This window comes from Klebsiella sp. MISC125 (genome assembly GCF_051131775.1).
Classification (GTDB): domain Bacteria; phylum Pseudomonadota; class Gammaproteobacteria; order Enterobacterales; family Enterobacteriaceae; genus Klebsiella.
Genome location: NZ_CP180448.1, coordinates 2,183,450 through 2,202,161, shown reverse-complemented (window position 1 = coordinate 2,202,161; position 18,712 = coordinate 2,183,450). Strand labels below are relative to the sequence as shown.

Below are 18,712 nucleotides of genomic sequence, written 5' to 3'. Positions count from 1 at the left end.
CTGAGGGGACAAAGCCTTATTTCACCGAGGGCTCGACCGCAATGTACATCTCGATATCCCAGTAGCCATCCTTATCACCGTCGTTAAGATAGACTTCAAAGCAGGGATCCATCGTCATTTGATACTCTTTGCTTTGCATCAGGCTGTCGAAGAACTGACACCACGGCGTCTTAAAATCAAAATTTTCGACTCTGGCGCGGGCGACGGCATAATCTCCGGCGGCGATTTCGGTCATCATCACACCTTCGCTGTTAGCGGGGAGCTCGTAGTCTTCCGCCACCGTGACGGCAGTATCGCAGCGCAGTTTTTCCGCCGGGACTTCATCAGGATTGTCGTAATAGACAGCGACCCACTCCTGTGCCGGAACCTGGCTGTTATCAACCCACATCATCAGCTGTTCAAAGCCCTGTTTTACCGTCTGCTCCCAGGGACCGACCAGATGAAACCCGGCGATCTTTCTTTTGCCCACGGATTTAACGTTATAGTCCATGCTACCTCCATTGTTGATAAAGTACTGTATGAATATACATATAATCTAACAGTACTATCACCCATAGTATGTGCGGTAATTCACAAAAATCGCGTGTGAAAAAGCCTAAAAAACAGCCGCCATTCGATTACAAACTGAACGGCAGTTCGAGACCGATACTGGCCCCAAGGTCATCGCTGGCGCTATGGTTAGCATCGGTGTACCACACGGAGGTACTCAGGCGTACCGTCGGCATGACATCACCGCTCCAGCCCAACTGCACGCCTTTGAGCGTGTCGGCGTGCGGGAAGGCTTTGTTGATCCGTTGATTCTTCGGATTCACCTCGGCGTACACCAGACGCGCACTCCAGCGCTGGTTCTCTTCGGTCACCAGCTCTACCTTCCCGGCATACAAGCGTCCGTCGCCCCCCATTGCATCACCCAGCGGATATCCCTGCTGGTAGTAGCCATCTTTGTAGATAAAGTGGTTATAGATATAGTTGGTGCGTCCCATATTCGAACGGGTATCGTGGGCTTCCAGATACCAGTTAACCGCGTTGTTGTTCCATTGATGATGCCCTTCCACGCCGCCAAGATAGAGGTGCGCAGAGGGTAAATACCCGGCTTCATCTTCGCCGATCATCTGACCGTAAACGCTCACCGGCCAGCCCAGCGTTGGCGCCAGCTTCAGTTTGAAATCAAAACCGGCCAGCTGATTGCCTGGATCGTCGGCTGATTCGCCAGTGTTGTCATTGCCGGTCAGGCCGTCCCAGAAGCTGCTAAACGAGGAAGGACGCCCTTCTCCACCCCACTGCATAATGCGCGAAGCCCCCAGCTCCAGCGAGTTAAACGGCGAAAAGGTCAAGCGACCGCCGAAGATTTTGGTATGCGGAACGGCAGCATACTGGCTCATTTGGCTGGCAGAGAGTTGATACTGCCATGGGCCAATCCAGCTTAGCCATGACGTCTGCGGCGCGCTCTGCTCGGCACGCTGTAGCAGAAAACCGGTCATCGGTCGCGCGGCATCGGAACGAATCAGGCTGCCCTCATAACCCGGCCCCCACCACTGTGGGATCTGCCCGAACGCCAGCCACTGGTTCCACAACTTTACCGCGCCGTATGCGCCATTAGCGTTAACGTTTGAACCGTTGCTAATGCGCTTGTCCCCTTCAACGTTGCCCTGTAAGTGCAGGTCCCACCATTCGCCGCTGTTATTCAGCGCGATAGAGAGCGACTGGTCAGCGGGATAAGACTGGGCGAAGCCCTGCGGCGTTCCTGGTTTGTCAGTGGAGCTGTAGCCCGTCACGCGCACGCCGGCCTTTAGCGATCTTAATCGCTGATTCACCCGGCTCAGCACCACCCGCTCTGCGGATGTTGTCGGATGGGCATTGGCCAGCGCACGGTTAATCTCCTCCTCGCTCAGGGGCCAGGTCGACAAACTTAAAGAGAGGGTTCCACGGTCGGATAACCAGGCTAAATCATTGCGGAATTCGTTATCGGCCAGAACCAGGCCAGAGGCAAAGCAAGAGGTGCTAAAAACGGCGAACAATCCCAGAGAAAGCGCACTACGCGCAAAATATTTCATCTTCCCAGCTCCGTGTTTGGCGCAGAAGCGCCAGGTTATTTCCTGAACGGTGACCGGGTAAGGTAAAGGATTGAAACTAAACGAAGCGCCAACCAAAGTGGCATAATAATCAAACAGCTACGAGGTGCCGCTCCAGAACGGAGCGGCCGGAGAGTTACAGCTTCTGATGCAGATAATCGCTAAAGCGCGAGAAAACACCGCCCTTGCCGACGCTTTCCAGCGTCACCAGCGGCCAGTGGGCCACCACTTTATCGCCGTCATAAAGCGAAATTTCACCGACCCGCTGATGGGCGGCAATCGGCGCTTCCAGTACTTTTTTATCCAACACATATTTGGCTTTAATACGCGACACTTCCGACTTCGGCAATGCCAGCCAGAAGTCCTGATCGGTGCCCAGCGTAATCTGCTCTTTATCACCATACCAAATACGCTCAACCCCGACCTGTTTGCCGTCCTGCAAAACCTGTACGGTGTCGAAATTTTGCTGACCCCAGTGCAGCAGCTTCGCCGCCTGTTGTTCCCGCCCTTTCGGGCTTTCAGCCCCCATCACCACCGCAATCAGACGGCGCTGACCATCGACCGCCGACGCGATCAGGTTAAATCCCGCCCCGGAAGTATGGCCAGTTTTCAGGCCATCGACGTTCATGGTTTTATCCCATAGCAGGCCATTGCGGTTCTGCTGGGTAATGCCGTTCCAGGTCAGGCTTTTCTGGCTGTACATATGATACACGTCCGGCGAGCCGTGAATTATCGCCCGCGAGAGCACGGCCAAATCGTAGGCCGAACTGTGTTGCCCCGGTGCGTCCAGGCCGTGAACGGTTTCGAAGTGGGTATCCTTTAAGTGCAGTTTCTCTACGTAGCTATTCATCAGCGCGACAAACTGTGGCTGACCGCCCGCAACATAGTCCGCCAACGCCACGCAGGCGTCGTTACCAGAGTCAACAATTAGCCCGCGGCTCAAATCACGCACGCTAAGGCGGTCGCCAGGCTTGAGGAACATCAGGGAAGAACCGTCGAATACCGGATTACCCTTGGCCCAGGCATCTTTGCCTACGGTGACGATATCGTCAAAGGTGATACGGTGGCTGTCGATGGCGCGGTCAACCACATAGCCGGTCATGAGTTTGGTCAAACTCGCGGGATTGCGCTGCTGATGCTCGTTACCCGCAGTCAGGATCTGACCGGTGGTGTAATCCATCAGCACCCAGGAACCGGCCTGAATGGAAGGCGGCGTCACGTTGACGGGAAAATCATTGGCGGCAAATGCGCAGGAAACGCTCGCAGCGAGCAAAGTTACAGCAATAAACAAACGGCCTTTCAACGGCATATCCTCTAAATTGACAGATTCGCCGTCCTTTTTACGGAACTTCTCGTTTCATATCAGGGTTTAATTGCAAGAAAATATGACATCTCAGACGATGGGCAAAGCCGATGCCCTTCTGATGGCCCGGTAAATCGTTTACCATGATGGCTGCTCGCCACCAGGGATAATGAACAGATTATGCAAGATAGCGCCAACCAGCCCGGATTTTTGTTTCACGATTACGAGACTTTCGGCACCAGCCCTTCGCTCGACCGACCGTCGCAGTTTGCCGCCATTCGCACCGATGAAGATCTGAACGTTGTCGGTGAACCAGAGGTCTTCTACTGCAAGCTCGCCGATGACTATCTGCCTCAGCCGCAGGCGGTAATGATAACCGGAATAACGCCGCAGGAAGCTATCGCCAAAGGCGACAACGAAGCCGCCTTTGCCCGCCGCATTCACGATCTGTTCACGGTGCCGAAAACCTGTATCGTCGGCTACAACAACGTGCGCTTCGATGACGAAGTGACGCGCAATATCTTTTATCGCAATTTTTACGATCCTTACGCCTGGAGCTGGCAGCACGATAACTCTCGTTGGGATTTGCTGGACGTGATGCGCGCCTGCTATGCACTGCGCCCTGAAGGGATCAACTGGCCGGAAAATGAAGATGGCCTGCCAAGCTTTCGTCTGGAGCATCTGACCGTCGCCAACGGTATCGAGCACAGCAACGCCCACGACGCGATGGCCGACGTTTACGCCACCATTGCGATGGCAAAACTGGTGAAAACCCAGCAGCCGCGCCTGTTTGACTATCTATATAGCTATCGCAACAAACGCAAGCTGGCGACGTTGATTGACGTTCCGCAGATCAAACCGCTGGTGCATGTTTCCGGCATGTTTGGCGCGGCGCGCGGCAATACCAGCCTGGTGGCTCCGCTGGCGTGGCATCCGGATAATCGTAATGCGGTGATTATGGTCGACCTGGCCGGGGATATCTCTCCGCTGCTGGAGCTGGATGCCGATACCCTGCGCGAGCGGCTGTATACGCCGAAAAGCGAGTTGGGCGATCTGGCCGCAGTACCGATTAAGCTGGTGCATCTCAATAAGTGCCCGGTGCTGGCGCAGCAAAACACTTTGCGCCCGCAGGATGCCGACCGGTTGGGGATCAATATCCAGCGCTGTCTGGATAACGCCCAGCATCTACGGGCTAATCCCCAGGTGCGCGAAAAAGTGGTGGCGATTTTTGCCGAAGCGGAGCCTTTTGTGCCGTCCGATAACGTCGATGCCCAGCTGTATAACGGCTTTTTCAGCGATGCCGATCGCGCGGCAATGAAAATCGTGCTTGAGACCGAGCCGCATAACCTGCCGGCGCTGGATATCACCTTCGCCGATAAGCGTATTGAGCGTCTGTTGTTCAACTATCGTGCACGCAATTTCCCAGGCACGCTGGATGAAACCGAGCAGCAGCGCTGGCTGGAGCATCGTCGTGAGGTGTTTACGCCAGAGTTTTTACAGGCCTATGCCGATGAGCTGCAGATGCTGTATCAACAGCATGCGGATGATAAAGAGAAGCTGGCGCAGCTGAAGGCGCTGTGGCAGTACGCGCAGGAGATTGTTTGATTGGGAGAAATTCCCGGAGGCGGCGCTTGACGCGCCTGTCCGGGCTACTCGTCTGATAGATGGTAGCCCGGACAGATGCGCAGCATCGCCTCCGGGAAGGTTATTTAGCCTTTGGCACGGCTGGCGATAATCGCCTCTGCCACGTTGTGCGGGGCTTGTGCGTAGTGGTGGAACTCCATGCTGTAAGTCGCCCGGCCCTGAGACATCGAACGCAGCGTGGTGGAATAACCAAACATTTCGGCGAGCGGCACGTCGGCGCGGATAATCTGGCTGCCGAACCGCTCTTCCATCCCCTGCACCATCCCGCGACGGGAAGAGAGATCGCCCATAATGTTACCGGCGTAATCTTCCGGCGTTTCCACTTCCACATGCATCACCGGTTCGAGAATCACCGGATCCGCTCTGCGCGCCCCTTCCTTGAAGCCGAAAATCGCCGCCATGCGGAAGGCCATTTCCGAAGAGTCGACATCGTGATATGAACCAAAGGTCAGGGTCGCTTTGATATCCACCACCGGATAGCCCGCCAGCACGCCGGAGCCCAGCGCTTCGCGCAGCCCTTTTTCCACTGAAGGAATGTACTCACGCGGCACCACGCCGCCTTTGGTGGCATCTTCAAAAACGAAACCGCTACCCGGCTCCAGCGGTTCAAGGGTTAGTACCACATGACCGTACTGCCCTTTACCACCGGACTGGCGGACGAACTTACCCTCCACCTCTTTCACCGTTTTGCGGATCGTTTCGCGATACGTTACCTGCGGACGACCGATATTCGCCTCAACGCCAAACTCACGCTTCATGCGGTCGACGATGATCTCCAGATGCAGTTCGCCCATCCCGGAAATGATTGTCTGCCCGGACTCTTCGTCAGTATGCAGACGGAACGACGGATCTTCCGCCGCCAGCCGCTGCAGCGCGATGCCCATTTTCTCCTGATCGGCTTTGGTTTTCGGTTCAATCGCCAGCGAAATCACCGGTTCCGGAAACTCCATTCGTTCCAGAGTAATCACCGCGTTCGGGTCGCACAGCGTGTCGCCGGTAGTGACATCCTTCAGGCCGACGCAGGCGGCAATATCCCCGGCGTGCAGCTCATCGACCTCATGGCGATCGTTGGCCTGCATCAGCACGATTCGTCCGATACGCTCTTTCTTCTCTTTCACCGGGTTCCACACCGCATCACCTTTTTTCAAGGTTCCGGAATAGACACGAATAAAGGTTAGCTGTCCGACATAGGGGTCGGTCATTAGCTTGAAGGCCAGCGCCGAGAACGGCTCATCATCGCTCGGGTGACGTTCAGCGGGCTCTCCTTTCTCATCAATGCCCTGAATCGCCGGAATATCCAGCGGTGACGGCATCAGCTCAACCACCGCGTCGAGCATCCGCTGCACGCCTTTGTTTTTAAACGCGCTGCCGCACAGTACCGCCTGAATTTCGCCTTTCACGGTGCGCTGACGCAGCCCGGCGATGATTTCAGTCTCGCTCAAATCGCCGGTTTCCAGATACTTATCCATCAGCTCGTCACGGGCTTCCGCCGCCGCCGAGACCATTTTCTCCCGCCATAGCCGGGCGGTTTCCAGCAGGTCGTCGGGTACCGGCGCATAGCTGAAGGTCATACCCTGAGTGGCATCATCCCACAGAATGGCGCGCATCTTGATGAGGTCCACCACGCCGGCGAAGTGCTCTTCAGCACCAACCGGAATAACAACAGGCACCGGATTGGCCTTCAGGCGGTCGGTCATCATCTGCACCACGCGGAAAAAATCCGCGCCGGGGCGGTCCATCTTGTTGACGAAGGCCAGCCGTGGGACATGGTATTTATTCGCCTGACGCCAGACGGTTTCCGACTGTGGCTGCACGCCACCAACGGAGTCGTAAACCATCACCGCGCCGTCCAGTACGCGCATGGATCGTTCCACTTCGATGGTGAAATCCACGTGCCCGGGGGTGTCGATAATGTTAATCCGGTGCGGCTCGAAGCTGCGGTCCATGCCGGGCCAGAAGCAACTCACCGCCGCAGAAGTAATGGTTATCCCGCGCTCCTGCTCCTGCGCCATCCAGTCGGTGGTTGCCGCGCCATCGTGTACTTCCCCCAGCTTGTGGCTCATCCCGGTATAAAACAGAATGCGCTCGGTGGTGGTGGTTTTGCCGGCATCGATATGCGCGGAGATACCGATGTTGCGATAACGTTCGAGGGGGATGGGTCGGGGCATGATGCGTCCTTAGTCATTTTGACTGTCAGTAAGCGGCCGGAATTGGCCGCGATTCATTTAACGCCATCTATCATAGTACAACTGTACGAGTATATTCGAACTATTTTTGCTATCGTTACTATTGGTGAAGCTGCGACGACGCGCGTGGCTTTAAAAAAGCAGTTTGGGTATATTACCGGCCAGCCGCCGATACGGGCTGCTGCTCGCGGAGCAGCACAACCGCCGACACAGGAATATTATGATCGCCAATCACCCCGAACGTGAACAAATCCGCCTGGAAAATGTCCTTTTTGCCCTCGGTAACCCGCTACGACTTGAGATTATCCGCATCCTTGCCGACGGCAGCGAACAGAGCTGTAACGCACTGCGCCATGAAGATGTGGCCAAGTCGACCATGACCCACCACTGGCGCGTCCTGCGCGACAGCGGTGTGATTTGGCAACGCCCTCAAGGGCGGGAGAATTTGATTTCGCTGCGCCGGGAAGATTTAGACGCGCGCTTTCCTGGATTGCTGGATACGCTGCTTAAGGTGATGCAGCAAGAGAAGTAAACCGTCCGCATTTCTGCCGTATCTCCCGGAGGCGATGCTGCGCATCTGTCCGGGCTACCAGACCGCAGAAACCCGTGGCGCCAGCCGCCACCGGGGAATCAGCGAATGCCAGATACAAAAAAGCCGGAGGTTTCCCTCCGGCTTTTCTCATCACATTGTGTGATTAAGCAACGTCTTCGTACTGCGGTACCGGGTTGCGGAAGCTTTTAGTTACGCAGGCCAGGTAGAGCAGACCAATACCGCCCCAGATCAGGCCGAGAACCATTGAGCTCTCTTCTAAGTTGATCCACAGTGCGCCAACGGTCAGCGCGCCGCACACCGGCAGGAACAGGTAGTTAAAGTGGTCTTTCAGCGTCTTGTTGCGTTTTTCACGGATCCAGAACTGAGAGATCACCGACAGGTTAACGAAGGTGAACGCCACCAGCGCACCAAAGTTAATCAGCGCCGTCGCCGTCACCAGGTCGAATTTAATCGCCAGCAGGGCAATCACGCCAACCAGCAGTACGTTCCATGCCGGGGTACGCCATTTCGGATGAACATAACCGAAGAAACGGCTTGGGAACACGCCATCGCGGCCCATCACGTACATCAGACGAGAAACGCCCGCGTGCGCGGCCATGCCGGATGCCAGTACGGTGACGCTGGAGAAAATCAGCACGCCCCACTGGAATGTTTTGCCCGCCACGTACAGCATGATTTCTGGCTGCGACGCATCCGGATCTTTAAAGCGCGAGATATCCGGGAAGTACAGCTGCAGGAAGTAGGAAGCGCCGATAAAAATCAGGCCGCCAATCAGCGCAGTCAGGAAGATAGCCTTCGGGATCACGCGCTCTGCATCTTTGGTTTCTTCAGACAGAGAAGAGATACCGTCAAAGCCGAGGAACGAGAAGCACAGGATCGTCGCGCCGGTAATCATCGGCACCACGTGTGCGCCTTCAGACCAGAACGGACGGGTGCTGGTCAGCGTACCCGCGCCTTCACCGTGCGCAACACCGTAGATAATCATCCCAACAATCACCGCCACGATACCCATCTGCAGGATAACGATCAGCGTGTTGAAATTCGCCACGGTCTTAATGCTGCGCAGGTTCGAAGCGGTCATAAAGGCCACTAACCCGACAACGAAGATCCACGATGGTACGGAAGGTACCAGCGCTTCAAAGTAAATTTTCGCCAGCAGAATGTTGATCATCGGCATGAACAGGTAGTCCAGCAGCGATGACCAGCCAACCATAAAGCCGACAGCCGGGCTAATGGATTTCTGTGCGTAGGTGTAAGCGGAACCCGCTGACGGGAAACGGCGAACCAGTTTACCGTAGCTCAGTGCCGTGAAGAGAATGGCGATCAGTGCGAAGGCGTAGGCCGTCGCAACGTGACCATCAGTCAATCCAGAGACGATACCAAACGTATCGAACAGCGTCATTGGCTGCATATAGGCCAGGCCCATCATAACAACCGGAATCAACGTAAGCGTTTTACGTAATTCCACGCGAGAGGTTTTTGGAGTAGCGTTATGCGACATAGTTATCCCCTTTTACGGCGAATGCCAGCGCGTAAGCAAAAAATTGCCCCATTTCTTTGTATTCCTCAGCGACAACCACTGTCGGTTTTTAGTAAATATCTATCCGGTACGAAGCCCGGCCTCTTGGTATTGAATGATGTGTCTTTCAACCAAAAAAATAACCGACACTTTAAAAAAGCGTCGGCCAGTTTCTGATTTTCAGGACGCGTATTTTGCAACAACTACTGGCACGATGACAAGATGTTGCAAGGCCAAAAAATGGCGGCAATTATTTAAAAGCCTAATATTCATACGATTTTAGTATTATAGATGTTACGGATAGCACTATTTGCTAATACCTCGTTTCGCCACCATTCGCCTGCCGGTCCACAGGCATCTTCATTCCAGCCAATCCAGGCACGATTTAAAGGCCCAGGAACCGTCGCGGTTATTATCTTTAACTCGCCGCTCTCTAATAACGCCTGTACCTGGAATAGCGGCAAATAGCCCCATCCCAGTCCAGAGCAAAGTAAGGCCAGCTGACTGGCGATATCGAAAACCGTCAGGCTGTCCGGACTATCCCCTTGTGGCCAGGGGTTAACGGTCACAATAGCGCGATGGCGTCGCAGCGTCCGCCAGCTCAACGGTTCAGGGGTATGGGCAAGCGGATGCAGTGGTGAAACGACAAACACCTGTTCCAGCGTCCCTAGCGAGCTAAAGCCGTAACCGCTTAACGCCGGCGGTTCGCTCAGCGCGCCGAGCACCAGATCCGCCTCTCCGTCCACCAGCGTTTGCCAGGCCGACGAGGCTATGTCACGGCGAAAATGCAGGCGAGTGACGTTATGCAGGCGGTAAAACGAGGTGATTAACGGGGCCAGTAGAAAGAAAGGAAAGGCGTTATCGACGGCCAGCACCAGCGCATTTTCCCAGCCCTGATGCAGCTTAATAGCCTGTTTTTCCAGTTCACGGGCGGTATGCAGCACGTCGCGCCCCTTTTCCAGCAGCATCTGTCCGGTTCGGGTAAAACGCGCCCGGTGGCCGCTGCGGTCAAGGAGCTGAATATTGAGGTCGCTTTCCAGCTTATGGATGGTGTAGCTCAATGCCGAGGGCGTTTTATAGAGCTTTGCCGAGGCGGCGGCAAAGCTGCCCTCTTTTTCGAGGGCATCAAGAATGACGAGCACATCCAGCAGTGGTTTCATCGTCGTCCCCCTTACGGTACGCGATTCGCCGCTGGCGGATTACTCCATCGGCATTACCAGCGGGTCGGGGTACTGGTATTCAAACCCCAGTTCGTAGCAAATACGGTTACCATCAACGATCTTGCCTGCGCCGTTTTCCGGATTATCACTAAATACAGGCTCAGGAAGCCCCAGCTCACGGGCCATTTGCGGGTAAAAAACGCCGCGCGCTGGGTGCTTAGGCGCACATATATTATAGATGTGCCCGCCCTTCGGGGCCTGCAATAACAGCTCAATGGCGGCAATCACATCCTGGAGATGTACCAGATTGACGCCGTGCTGGCCGTCCGGCGCGGATTTCCCGGCAAAGAAGCGCCCCGGATGACGGGACGGCCCCACCAGCCCGGCGAGGCGTAAAATATCCACCGAGGTGCCGGGAAGATTATGCAGCCAGTCCTCCAGCTCTTTCAGCACCCTGCCGCTGGCGGTTTGCGGGTCGCGCGGGGAGCTCTCTTTCAGCGTGCCGCTGGCGTTGCCATAAACAGAGGTTGAGCTGGTAAAAATGATCCGCGGCACGTGATGGGCCAGCGCGGTATCGACGATCTCCTGTACCGCCTGAAGGTAAAAATCCTCCCCCGGTCCGGTACGGCGCGCCGGTAAGGTGATCACCAGCGCATCAACATTCATTAATGCATCCAGGTCGTCGGTATCGCAGACCAGCTGCGGCTCCAGACGTAACGGATAGCCGTCGATGCCGCACATTCGCGCCGCTTCCACGCCATCTTGCGTGGTCTTACTGCCGGTCACCTGCCATCCACGCGACATCAACGACAGCGCAAGCGGCATACCCAGCCATCCCAAACCTACGATCGCGACCTTTTTCATCCCCTTGCTCCTGACTTTTCGCTGTACTGACTTAAGGCTACGCCAGCCAGTGGCAACTGACAATTTCTTCGGTCAATATGAAATGAATTAATGATAGAAAAAAGCCCTTGCTTTATGCGAGTAAAGTGGTTTAGGTTAAAGGCATCAAATGCATAGTCATTCACAGAGAATTTTATGAACAGCGTTCAATTTAAAAACCACCATCATCACCATCATCCTGACTAGTCTTTCAGGCGATGTGTGCTGGAAGACGTTTGGATCTTCCAGTGGTGCATGAACGCAAAGAGAGCCCCCGGAAGATTCACTTCCGGGGGCTTTTTTTTGGACCGAATTCGGACAGATTCAGACAAGGTTACAGAGGAAAATAAGAATGTTAGACAACAGCCGTTTACGCATAGCTATTCAGAAATCAGGGCGTTTAAGTGAAGATTCACGCGAATTACTCAGCCGCTGCGGCATCAAAGTGAATTTGCACACCCAGCGCCTGATTGCGATGGCGGAAAATATGCCAATCGACATTCTGCGCGTGCGTGATGACGATATCCCGGGCCTCATCATGGATGGCGTGGTCGATTTGGGGATTATCGGCGAAAACGTGCTGGAAGAAGAGCTGCTGAGCCGCCGCGCTCAGGGCGAAGATCCGCGCTACTTCACCCTGCGCCGTCTCGATTTCGGCGGCTGCCGCCTGTCACTGGCGACTCCGGCAGATGAAAAATGGGACGGCCCGGCTGCGCTTGACGGTAAACGCATCGCCACCTCCTACCCGCACCTGCTGAAGCGTTACCTTGACCAAAAAGGCATCTCGTTCAAATCCTGCCTGCTGAACGGCTCGGTTGAAGTGGCCCCGCGCGCTGGCCTCGCCGACGCCATTTGCGACCTGGTGTCTACCGGCGCGACCCTCGAAGCGAACGGCCTGCGTGAAGTGGAAGTCATGTTCCGCTCTAAAGCCTGTCTGATCCAGCGCGACGGCGAGATGGCAGATAGCAAACAGCAGCTGATTGACCGCTTGCTGACCCGTATTCAGGGCGTAATTCAGGCCCGCGAGTCGAAATACATCATGATGCACGCCCCGACCGAGCGTCTGGAAGAAGTGGTGGCCCTGCTGCCGGGCGCCGAACGTCCAACCATTCTGCCGCTGGCTGGCGACAAGCAGCGCGTGGCAATGCACATGGTAAGCAGCGAAACCCTGTTCTGGGAAACCATGGAAAAACTGAAAGCGCTGGGTGCCAGCTCCATTCTGGTGCTGCCGATTGAGAAGATGATGGAGTAATCCGACAGGTCGGTAACGGGACAAACAGGGGAAACAATCATGAGCTTCAACACAATCATCGACTGGAACGGCCGTAGCGCAGAACAACAGCAACAACTCTTAATGCGCCCGGCGATTTCCGCCTCCGAAAGCATCAGCAAAACGGTGTCGGAGATCCTTAGCAATGTGAAAAGCAACGGCGATGCGGCCCTGCGCGAGTACAGCGCAAAGTTCGATAAGACCGATGTCAAGGCGCTGAAGGTCAGTGAAGAAGAGATTGCCGCCGCCGGCGCGCGCCTGAGCGACGAGCTCAAGCAGGCGATGGCCGTGGCAGTTAAGAACGTCGAAACCTTTCATAACGCGCAAAAACTTCAGGCCGTTGATGTCGAAACCATGCCGGGCGTACGCTGCCAGCAGGTGACCCGCCCTATCGCCTCCGTCGGCTTATATATTCCCGGTGGCTCTGCGCCGCTGTTTTCAACGGTACTGATGCTGGCGACGCCTGCGCGCATCGCCGGTTGCCAGCAGGTTGTTCTGTGCTCGCCGCCGCCGATTGCCGATGAAATCCTCTATGCCGCCCAGCTGTGCGGCGTGCGCAATATCTTTAACGTCGGCGGCGCGCAGGCGATTGCCGCCCTGGCCTTCGGCACCGAGTCGGTCGCCAAAGTCGATAAAATCTTTGGTCCAGGCAACGCCTTCGTTACCGAAGCCAAACGCCAGGTGAGCCAGCGTCTTGACGGCGCGGCGATCGACATGCCCGCCGGACCGTCAGAAGTGCTGGTCATCGCCGATAGCGGCGCCACCCCGGATTTTGTCGCCTCTGACCTGCTTTCGCAGGCGGAGCACGGCCCGGATTCGCAGGTGATTCTGCTGACGCCGGACGCCGATATGGGCACCCGCGTTGCACAAGCCGTCGAGCGCCAGTTGGCTGCGCTACCGCGTGCGGAAACTGCCCGTGAAGCGCTCTCTGCCAGCCGGATTATCGTGGCTCGCGATATCGCCCAGTGCGTTGAGATTTCCAACCAGTACGGTCCGGAACACCTGATTATTCAGACCCGCAACGCCCGTGAGCTGGTCGACAGTATCACCAGCGCTGGTTCCGTGTTCCTTGGTGACTGGTCGCCGGAATCCGCAGGCGATTACGCCTCCGGTACCAACCACGTATTGCCGACCTACGGCTACACCGCGACCTGCTCCAGCCTTGGCCTTGCGGATTTCCAGAAACGCATGACCGTGCAGGAGCTGTCGCGCGAAGGGTTTGCCGCCCTCGCCGCCACCATTGAGACTCTGGCCGCCGCCGAGCGCCTGGACGCCCACAAAAACGCCGTTACGCTGCGCGTTGCAGCCCTTAAGGAGCAAGCATGAGCATCGAAGATTTAGCCCGCGCCAACGTCCGCGCGCTGACGCCGTATCAATCTGCTCGCCGTCTGGGCGGAAAAGGCGATGTCTGGCTGAACGCCAACGAATTCCCCACGGCGGTAGAGTTTCAGCTAACCGAGCAAACGCTGAACCGCTACCCGGAACCGCAACCGAAAGCAGTGATTGAACGCTACGCACAGTACGCGGGCGTGAAGCCGGAACAGGTGCTGGTCAGCCGCGGCGCAGATGAAGGTATCGAACTGCTGATCCGCGCCTTCTGTGAACCAGGCCAGGATGCGGTACTCTACTGCCCGCCGACCTACGGTATGTATAGCGTCAGCGCGGAAACCATCGGCGTGACCTGCCGCACGGTGCCGACGCTCGCCGACTGGCAGTTGGATCTGCCGGGTATCGCGGCGAATCTCGACGGTGTGAAAGTGGTGTTTGTTTGCAGCCCAAACAACCCGACCGGGCAGATTATCAACCCGAAAGATTTCCGCACCCTGCTGGAGATGGCGCGCGGTAAAGCTATCGTGGTGGCGGATGAAGCCTATATTGAGTTCTGCCCGCAGGCGACGCTGGCAACCTGGCTAAACGAATATCCGCACCTGGTGGTCCTGCGCACGCTGTCCAAAGCATTCGCGCTGGCTGGACTGCGCTGTGGCTTTACCCTCGCCAACGCCGAAGTGATTAACGTGCTGATGAAGGTGATCGCCCCCTATCCGCTCTCCACGCCGGTCGCCGATATCGCCGCCCAGGCGCTCAGCGCCGAAGGAATTGCCGCAATGCGGGCACGCGTGGCGCAGATCCTCGACGAGCGCGATTATCTGGTCAGCCAGTTGCGCAACATCGCCTGCGTTGAAGAAGTGTTCGACTCCGAGACTAACTACGTTCTGGCGCGGATCACCGCCTCCAGTGCAGTGTTTAAATCTTTGTGGGATCAGGGCATTATCTTACGTGACCAGAATAAACAACCTTCATTAAGCGGCTGTTTGCGTATCACTATCGGTACCCGTGCAGAGAGCCAGCGCGTCATTGACGCTTTGACTGCGGAGAATGTATGACCCAGAAGTTTCTCTTTATTGACCGTGACGGTACGCTGATTTCCGAGCCACCGGTTGATTTCCAGGTAGACCGCTTTGATAAGCTGGCCTTTGAGCCGCAGGTGATCCCGGCCCTGCTGAAGCTTCAGCAGGAAGGCTACAAGCTGGTGATGATCACCAATCAGGACGGTCTGGGGACCGCCAGCCTGCCGCAGGACGAGTTCGACGGTCCGCACAACCTGATGATGCAGATTTTCGCCTCGCAGGGCGTCAGCTTTGACGAAGTGCTGATTTGTCCGCACCTGCCGGCCGATAACTGCGACTGCCGCAAGCCGAAAACTAAGCTGGTGCTGCCGTGGCTGGCAGAAGGCGTGATGGATACCGCCCACAGCTACGTGATCGGCGACCGCGAGACCGATATCCAGCTGGCGGATAACATGGGCATTATCGGCCTGCGCTATGACCGCGAAAAGCTGGATTGGCCAACCATTTGCGAACAGCTGACCCGCCGCGACCGCTATGCCCACGTCGAGCGCAACACCAAGGAGACGCAGGTTGATGTGAAAGTGTGGCTGGACCGCGAAGGCGGCAGCAAAATTCACACCGGCGTCGGCTTCTTCGATCATATGCTCGATCAAATCGCCACCCACGGCGGATTCCGCTTGGAAATCAACGTTGGCGGCGACCTCTATATCGACGATCACCATACCGTGGAAGATACTGGCCTCGCGCTGGGCGAAGCGCTGAAGCTGGCGCTGGGTGACAAACGCGGCATCGGTCGTTTCGGTTTTGTGCTGCCGATGGACGAATGCCTGGCCCGCTGCGCGCTGGATATCTCCGGTCGCCCGCACCTTGAATACCGCGCCGACTTTACCTATCAGCGTGTTGGCGACCTGAGCACCGAGATGGTTGAACACTTCTTCCGCTCGCTCTCCTACACCATGGCGGTCACCCTGCACCTGAAAACCAAGGGTAAAAACGACCATCACCGCGTGGAGAGCCTGTTTAAAGCCTTTGGCCGCACGCTGCGCCAGGCGATTCGCGTCCAGGGCGACACGCTGCCGTCTTCGAAAGGGGTATTGTGATGAACGTGGTGATCCTCGATACCGGCTGCGCCAACCTCAATTCGGTGAAATCGGCGGTAAGCCGCCACGGCTATGAGCCGCTGGTTAGCCGTGACCCGGATGTGGTGCTGCGCGCCGATAAACTGTTCCTTCCCGGCGTCGGTACTGCTCAGGCGGCGATGGACCAGCTGCGCGAGCGCGATTTAATCGAACTTATCAAAGCCTGCACTCAGCCGGTGCTGGGGATCTGCCTCGGCATGCAGCTGCTGGGTACACGCAGCGAAGAGAATAACGGCGTCGATTTATTGGGCATCATCGAGCAGGATGTGCCGAAAATGACCGACCATGGCCTGCCGCTGCCGCATATGGGCTGGAACCAGGTGTATGCCAAAGCAGGCGACCGTCTGTTTCGTGGTATTGAGGACGGGGCATATTTCTATTTCGTCCACAGTTACGCGATGCCGGTTAACGCCAATACCATCGCCCAGTGCAGCTACGGCGAGGCCTTCACCGCGGCAGTGCAGAAAGATAACTTTTTTGGTGTGCAGTTCCACCCAGAACGCTCCGGCAGCGCCGGGGCGCAGCTGCTGAAAAACTTCCTGGAGATGTGATGATCATTCCTGCGTTAGATTTAATTGACGGCACGGTTGTCCGTCTCCATCAGGGCGATTACGGCCAGCAGCGCGACTACGGCAACGATCCGCTGCCGCGCCTGCAATCCTATGCGGCGCAAGGGGCCGAAGTGTTGCACCTGGTCGACCTGACCGGTGCAAAAGATCCGGCGAAGCGCCAGATCCCCTTACTGAAAACGTTAGTTGCCGGAGTCAATGTACCGGTGCAAGTTGGCGGCGGCGTGCGCACGGAAGAAGACGTGGCCGCCCTGCTTGAAGCGGGCGTGGCGCGCGTGGTGGTAGGCTCGACGGCGGTGAAATCGCCGGAAGTGGTCAAAGGCTGGTTTAAACGTTTTGGCCCACAGCACCTGGTGCTGGCGCTGGACGTGCGCATCGACGCCGAAGGTAATAAGCAGGTGGCGGTTAGCGGCTGGCAGGAAAATTCCGGCGTCACGCTGGAAGAGCTGGTGGAAAGCTATCAATCCGTCGGCCTGCAGCACGTCCTGTGTACCGATATTTCCCGCGACGGGACGCTGGCCGGGTCAAACGTCTCGCTGTATGAAGAAGTTTGCGCTCGCTATCCACAGGTGGCGTTTCAGTCCTCCGGCGGCATTGGCGATCTCAATGATATCGCCGCGCTGCGCGGTACCGGAGTGCGCGGGGTGATTGTCGGCCGCGCGCTGCTGGAAGGTAAATTCAACGTAACGGAGGCCATTCAATGCTGGCAAAACGGATAATCCCCTGCCTCGACGTTCGCGATGGCCAGGTAGTGAAAGGCGTGCAGTTCCGTAATCACGAAATCATCGGCGATATCGTCCCGCTGGCGAAACGCTATGCCGACGAGGGCGCAGATGAGCTGGTGTTCTACGATATCACCGCCTCCAGCGATGGCCGCGTGGTGGACAAAAGCTGGGTGTCGCGGGTCGCGGAAGTGATCGACATTCCGTTCTGCGTGGCTGGCGGCATTAAGTCGCTAGAAGAGGCGGCACAAATCCTCTCCTTCGGCGCGGATAAAATCTCTATCAACTCACCTGCCCTCGCGGATCCGACGTTGATTACCCGCCTCGCCGACCGTTTCGGCGTGCAGTGTATTGTGGTGGGCATCGATACCTGGTTTGACGCCGAGAGCGGTAAGTATCACGTCAATCAGTATACCGGCGATGAGAGCCGCACGCGGGTGACGCAGTGGGAAACGCTGGACTGGGTGCAGGAAGTGCAGAGGCGCGGGGCCGGGGAGATTGTCCTCAACATGATGAACCAGGACGGCGTGCGTAACGGCTACGACCTGGAACAGTTAAGCAAGGTACGCGCCGTGTGCCATGTTCCGCTGATCGCTTCCGGCGGCGCGGGCACCATGGAGCACTTCCTGGAAGCCTTCCGCGACGCCAACGTCGACGGTGCGCTGGCCGCCTCGGTGTTCCATAAGCAAATTATCAATATTGGTGAACTGAAAACGTACCTGGCAGCACAGGGCGTGGAGATTAGGGTATGTTAACTGAACAGCTGGATTGGCAAAAAACCGACGGTCTGATGCCGGTCATCGTGCAGCACGCCGTTTCCGGCGAAGTGCTGATGCTGGGTTATATGAACCAGGAAGCGCTGGCGAAAACCGAAGAAACCGGCAAGGTAACTTTCTATTCACGGACCAAGCAGCGTTTGTGGACCAAGGGGGAAACGTCAGGCAATTTCCTTAACGTGGTCAGCATCACCCCGGATTGCGATAACGACACCCTGCTGGTACTGGTGAATCCGATTGGCCCGACCTGCCATAAAGGCACCTCAAGCTGCTTCGGCGATACCGGCCACCAGTGGCTGTTCTTGTATCAGCTGGAGCAGCTGTTGGCGGAACGCAAACACGCTGATCCTGAAAGCTCCTATACCGCGAAGCTCTATGCCAGCGGTACCAAGCGTATTGCGCAGAAAGTGGGAGAAGAAGGTGTGGAAACCGCGCTGGCCGCAACGGTGCATGACAAGTTCGAGCTGAAGAATGAAGCGTCGGATTTGATGTATCACCTGCTGGTGCTGCTGCAGGATCAGGAGTTGAACTTGACGGATGTGATTAATAATCTGAAGAGTCGTCACTGA

At 56.6% G+C, this 18,712-nt stretch carries 19 protein-coding genes and 1 other annotated feature; of the genes, 11 read left to right on the top strand and 8 right to left on the bottom strand.

Features of this window, described 5'->3' with window-relative positions; all coding sequences use genetic code 11:
• Window positions 1-16 precede the first annotated feature (16 nt).
• The 3 genes from sbmC to dacD all read right to left on the bottom strand — a co-directional run bounded on the left by sbmC (window position 17) and on the right by dacD (window position 3,375).
• The gene (gene sbmC, locus ACMYSL_RS10325) at window positions 17-490 is read right to left on the bottom strand and encodes a DNA gyrase inhibitor SbmC (RefSeq protein ID WP_182207273.1); all 474 of its coding nucleotides are present in this window, start codon (window positions 488-490) and stop codon (window positions 17-19) included.
• A 127-nt stretch (window positions 491-617) separates the two neighbouring features.
• Window positions 618-2,054 (bottom strand): capsule assembly Wzi family protein, encoded by a 1,437-nt coding sequence (locus tag ACMYSL_RS10320; RefSeq protein WP_434662630.1) that lies wholly within the window; start codon window positions 2,052-2,054, stop codon window positions 618-620.
• Between the two features lie 154 nt (window positions 2,055-2,208).
• Window positions 2,209-3,375, bottom strand: coding sequence for a serine-type D-Ala-D-Ala carboxypeptidase DacD (gene dacD / locus ACMYSL_RS10315; RefSeq protein WP_182207275.1), 1,167 nt, complete (start codon window positions 3,373-3,375; stop codon window positions 2,209-2,211).
• A 180-nt stretch (window positions 3,376-3,555) separates the two neighbouring features.
• Here dacD and sbcB point away from each other — a divergent pair, with 180 nt between their 5' ends.
• The gene (gene sbcB / locus ACMYSL_RS10310; RefSeq protein ID WP_434662627.1) at window positions 3,556-4,980 is read left to right on the top strand and encodes an exodeoxyribonuclease I; all 1,425 of its coding nucleotides are present in this window, start codon (window positions 3,556-3,558) and stop codon (window positions 4,978-4,980) included.
• Between the two features lie 104 nt (window positions 4,981-5,084).
• On the opposite strand, the gene fusA is transcribed toward sbcB, so the two are convergent.
• A complete protein-coding gene (gene fusA, locus ACMYSL_RS10305; RefSeq protein ID WP_434662624.1) occupies window positions 5,085-7,187 on the bottom strand; it encodes an elongation factor G in 2,103 nt (700 codons plus the stop codon).
• Window positions 7,188-7,425: 238 nt separating this feature from the next.
• Here fusA and ACMYSL_RS10300 point away from each other — a divergent pair, with 238 nt between their 5' ends.
• Window positions 7,426-7,737 carry an ArsR/SmtB family transcription factor gene (locus ACMYSL_RS10300; protein ID WP_004103633.1) on the top strand — a complete coding sequence of 104 codons (312 nt, stop codon included), beginning with the start codon at window positions 7,426-7,428 and terminating at the stop codon, window positions 7,735-7,737.
• 163 nt (window positions 7,738-7,900) lie between these two features.
• Here ACMYSL_RS10300 and ACMYSL_RS10295 read toward each other — a convergent pair whose 3' ends face one another.
• The 4 genes from ACMYSL_RS10295 to ACMYSL_RS10280 form a co-directional block, all read right to left on the bottom strand.
• Window positions 7,901-9,259 (bottom strand): APC family permease, encoded by a 1,359-nt coding sequence (locus ACMYSL_RS10295; RefSeq protein ID WP_434662621.1) that lies wholly within the window; start codon window positions 9,257-9,259, stop codon window positions 7,901-7,903.
• Complete coding sequence (gene yoeI, locus ACMYSL_RS10290; RefSeq protein ID WP_098949253.1) at window positions 9,249-9,311, bottom strand: membrane protein YoeI; 63 nt, start codon at window positions 9,309-9,311, stop codon at window positions 9,249-9,251. The genes ACMYSL_RS10295 and yoeI overlap by 11 nt, the downstream gene beginning before the upstream one ends.
• Before the next feature lie 235 nt (window positions 9,312-9,546).
• Window positions 9,547-10,437 (bottom strand): LysR family transcriptional regulator, encoded by an 891-nt coding sequence (locus ACMYSL_RS10285; RefSeq protein ID WP_434662619.1) that lies wholly within the window; start codon window positions 10,435-10,437, stop codon window positions 9,547-9,549.
• 39 nt (window positions 10,438-10,476) lie between these two features.
• Complete coding sequence (locus tag ACMYSL_RS10280; protein ID WP_304260367.1) at window positions 10,477-11,301, bottom strand: SDR family oxidoreductase; 825 nt, start codon at window positions 11,299-11,301, stop codon at window positions 10,477-10,479.
• Window positions 11,302-11,475: 174 nt separating this feature from the next.
• On the opposite strand from ACMYSL_RS10280, the gene hisL reads away from it, so the two are divergent.
• The 9 genes from hisL (at window position 11,476) to hisIE (ending at window position 18,712) form a co-directional block, all read left to right on the top strand.
• A complete protein-coding gene (gene hisL / locus ACMYSL_RS10275; RefSeq protein WP_009654477.1) occupies window positions 11,476-11,526 on the top strand; it encodes a his operon leader peptide in 51 nt (16 codons plus the stop codon).
• Window positions 11,502-11,624, top strand: a sequence feature (His leader region). Its footprint overlaps the gene before it by 25 nt.
• A gap of 47 nt (window positions 11,625-11,671) precedes the next feature.
• Window positions 11,672-12,571: an ATP phosphoribosyltransferase gene (gene hisG, locus ACMYSL_RS10270; protein WP_110275568.1), complete on the top strand. Its 900-nt coding sequence runs from the start codon at window positions 11,672-11,674 to the stop codon at window positions 12,569-12,571.
• Between the two features lie 39 nt (window positions 12,572-12,610).
• The gene (hisD, locus tag ACMYSL_RS10265; protein ID WP_434662616.1) at window positions 12,611-13,915 is read left to right on the top strand and encodes a histidinol dehydrogenase; all 1,305 of its coding nucleotides are present in this window, start codon (window positions 12,611-12,613) and stop codon (window positions 13,913-13,915) included.
• Window positions 13,912-14,973, top strand: coding sequence for a histidinol-phosphate transaminase (hisC, locus tag ACMYSL_RS10260; RefSeq protein WP_182207282.1), 1,062 nt, complete (start codon window positions 13,912-13,914; stop codon window positions 14,971-14,973). Before hisD ends, hisC begins: the two co-directional genes overlap by 4 nt.
• The gene (gene hisB / locus ACMYSL_RS10255) at window positions 14,970-16,037 is read left to right on the top strand and encodes a bifunctional histidinol-phosphatase/imidazoleglycerol-phosphate dehydratase HisB (protein ID WP_434662612.1); all 1,068 of its coding nucleotides are present in this window, start codon (window positions 14,970-14,972) and stop codon (window positions 16,035-16,037) included. The genes hisC and hisB overlap by 4 nt, the downstream gene beginning before the upstream one ends.
• Complete coding sequence (gene hisH, locus ACMYSL_RS10250) at window positions 16,037-16,627, top strand: imidazole glycerol phosphate synthase subunit HisH (RefSeq protein WP_182207284.1); 591 nt, start codon at window positions 16,037-16,039, stop codon at window positions 16,625-16,627. The genes hisB and hisH overlap by 1 nt, the downstream gene beginning before the upstream one ends.
• Window positions 16,627-17,364, top strand: a complete 738-nt coding sequence (hisA, locus tag ACMYSL_RS10245; RefSeq protein ID WP_112216607.1) for a 1-(5-phosphoribosyl)-5-[(5-phosphoribosylamino)methylideneamino]imidazole-4-carboxamide isomerase — start codon at window positions 16,627-16,629, stop codon at window positions 17,362-17,364. Before hisH ends, hisA begins: the two co-directional genes overlap by 1 nt.
• The gene (gene hisF / locus ACMYSL_RS10240) at window positions 17,346-18,122 is read left to right on the top strand and encodes an imidazole glycerol phosphate synthase subunit HisF (RefSeq protein ID WP_434662608.1); all 777 of its coding nucleotides are present in this window, start codon (window positions 17,346-17,348) and stop codon (window positions 18,120-18,122) included. Before hisA ends, hisF begins: the two co-directional genes overlap by 19 nt.
• Window positions 18,116-18,712, top strand: coding sequence for a bifunctional phosphoribosyl-AMP cyclohydrolase/phosphoribosyl-ATP diphosphatase HisIE (gene hisIE / locus ACMYSL_RS10235; protein WP_110275454.1), 597 nt, complete (start codon window positions 18,116-18,118; stop codon window positions 18,710-18,712). Before hisF ends, hisIE begins: the two co-directional genes overlap by 7 nt.

What these genes read in the sequence shown, in the direction of transcription:
- hisF (WP_434662608.1), top strand. Translation starts at nt 17,346, where the DNA reads ATGCTGGCAAAACGGATAATCCCCTGCCTCGACGTTCGCGATGGCCAG.
- hisD (WP_434662616.1), top strand. Translation starts at nt 12,611, where the DNA reads ATGAGCTTCAACACAATCATCGACTGGAACGGCCGTAGCGCAGAACAA.
- ACMYSL_RS10285 (WP_434662619.1), bottom strand. Translation starts at nt 10,437, where the DNA reads ATGAAACCACTGCTGGATGTGCTCGTCATTCTTGATGCCCTCGAAAAA.
- hisA (WP_112216607.1), top strand. Translation starts at nt 16,627, where the DNA reads ATGATCATTCCTGCGTTAGATTTAATTGACGGCACGGTTGTCCGTCTC.
- sbcB (WP_434662627.1), top strand. Translation starts at nt 3,556, where the DNA reads ATGCAAGATAGCGCCAACCAGCCCGGATTTTTGTTTCACGATTACGAG.
- hisC (WP_182207282.1), top strand. Translation starts at nt 13,912, where the DNA reads ATGAGCATCGAAGATTTAGCCCGCGCCAACGTCCGCGCGCTGACGCCG.
- sbmC (WP_182207273.1), bottom strand. Translation starts at nt 490, where the DNA reads ATGGACTATAACGTTAAATCCGTGGGCAAAAGAAAGATCGCCGGGTTT.
- hisIE (WP_110275454.1), top strand. Translation starts at nt 18,116, where the DNA reads ATGTTAACTGAACAGCTGGATTGGCAAAAAACCGACGGTCTGATGCCG.
- ACMYSL_RS10295 (WP_434662621.1), bottom strand. Translation starts at nt 9,259, where the DNA reads ATGTCGCATAACGCTACTCCAAAAACCTCTCGCGTGGAATTACGTAAA.
- ACMYSL_RS10280 (WP_304260367.1), bottom strand. Translation starts at nt 11,301, where the DNA reads ATGAAAAAGGTCGCGATCGTAGGTTTGGGATGGCTGGGTATGCCGCTT.
- ACMYSL_RS10300 (WP_004103633.1), top strand. Translation starts at nt 7,426, where the DNA reads ATGATCGCCAATCACCCCGAACGTGAACAAATCCGCCTGGAAAATGTC.
- hisB (WP_434662612.1), top strand. Translation starts at nt 14,970, where the DNA reads ATGACCCAGAAGTTTCTCTTTATTGACCGTGACGGTACGCTGATTTCC.
- hisH (WP_182207284.1), top strand. Translation starts at nt 16,037, where the DNA reads ATGAACGTGGTGATCCTCGATACCGGCTGCGCCAACCTCAATTCGGTG.
- fusA (WP_434662624.1), bottom strand. Translation starts at nt 7,187, where the DNA reads ATGCCCCGACCCATCCCCCTCGAACGTTATCGCAACATCGGTATCTCC.
- ACMYSL_RS10320 (WP_434662630.1), bottom strand. Translation starts at nt 2,054, where the DNA reads ATGAAATATTTTGCGCGTAGTGCGCTTTCTCTGGGATTGTTCGCCGTT.
- hisG (WP_110275568.1), top strand. Translation starts at nt 11,672, where the DNA reads ATGTTAGACAACAGCCGTTTACGCATAGCTATTCAGAAATCAGGGCGT.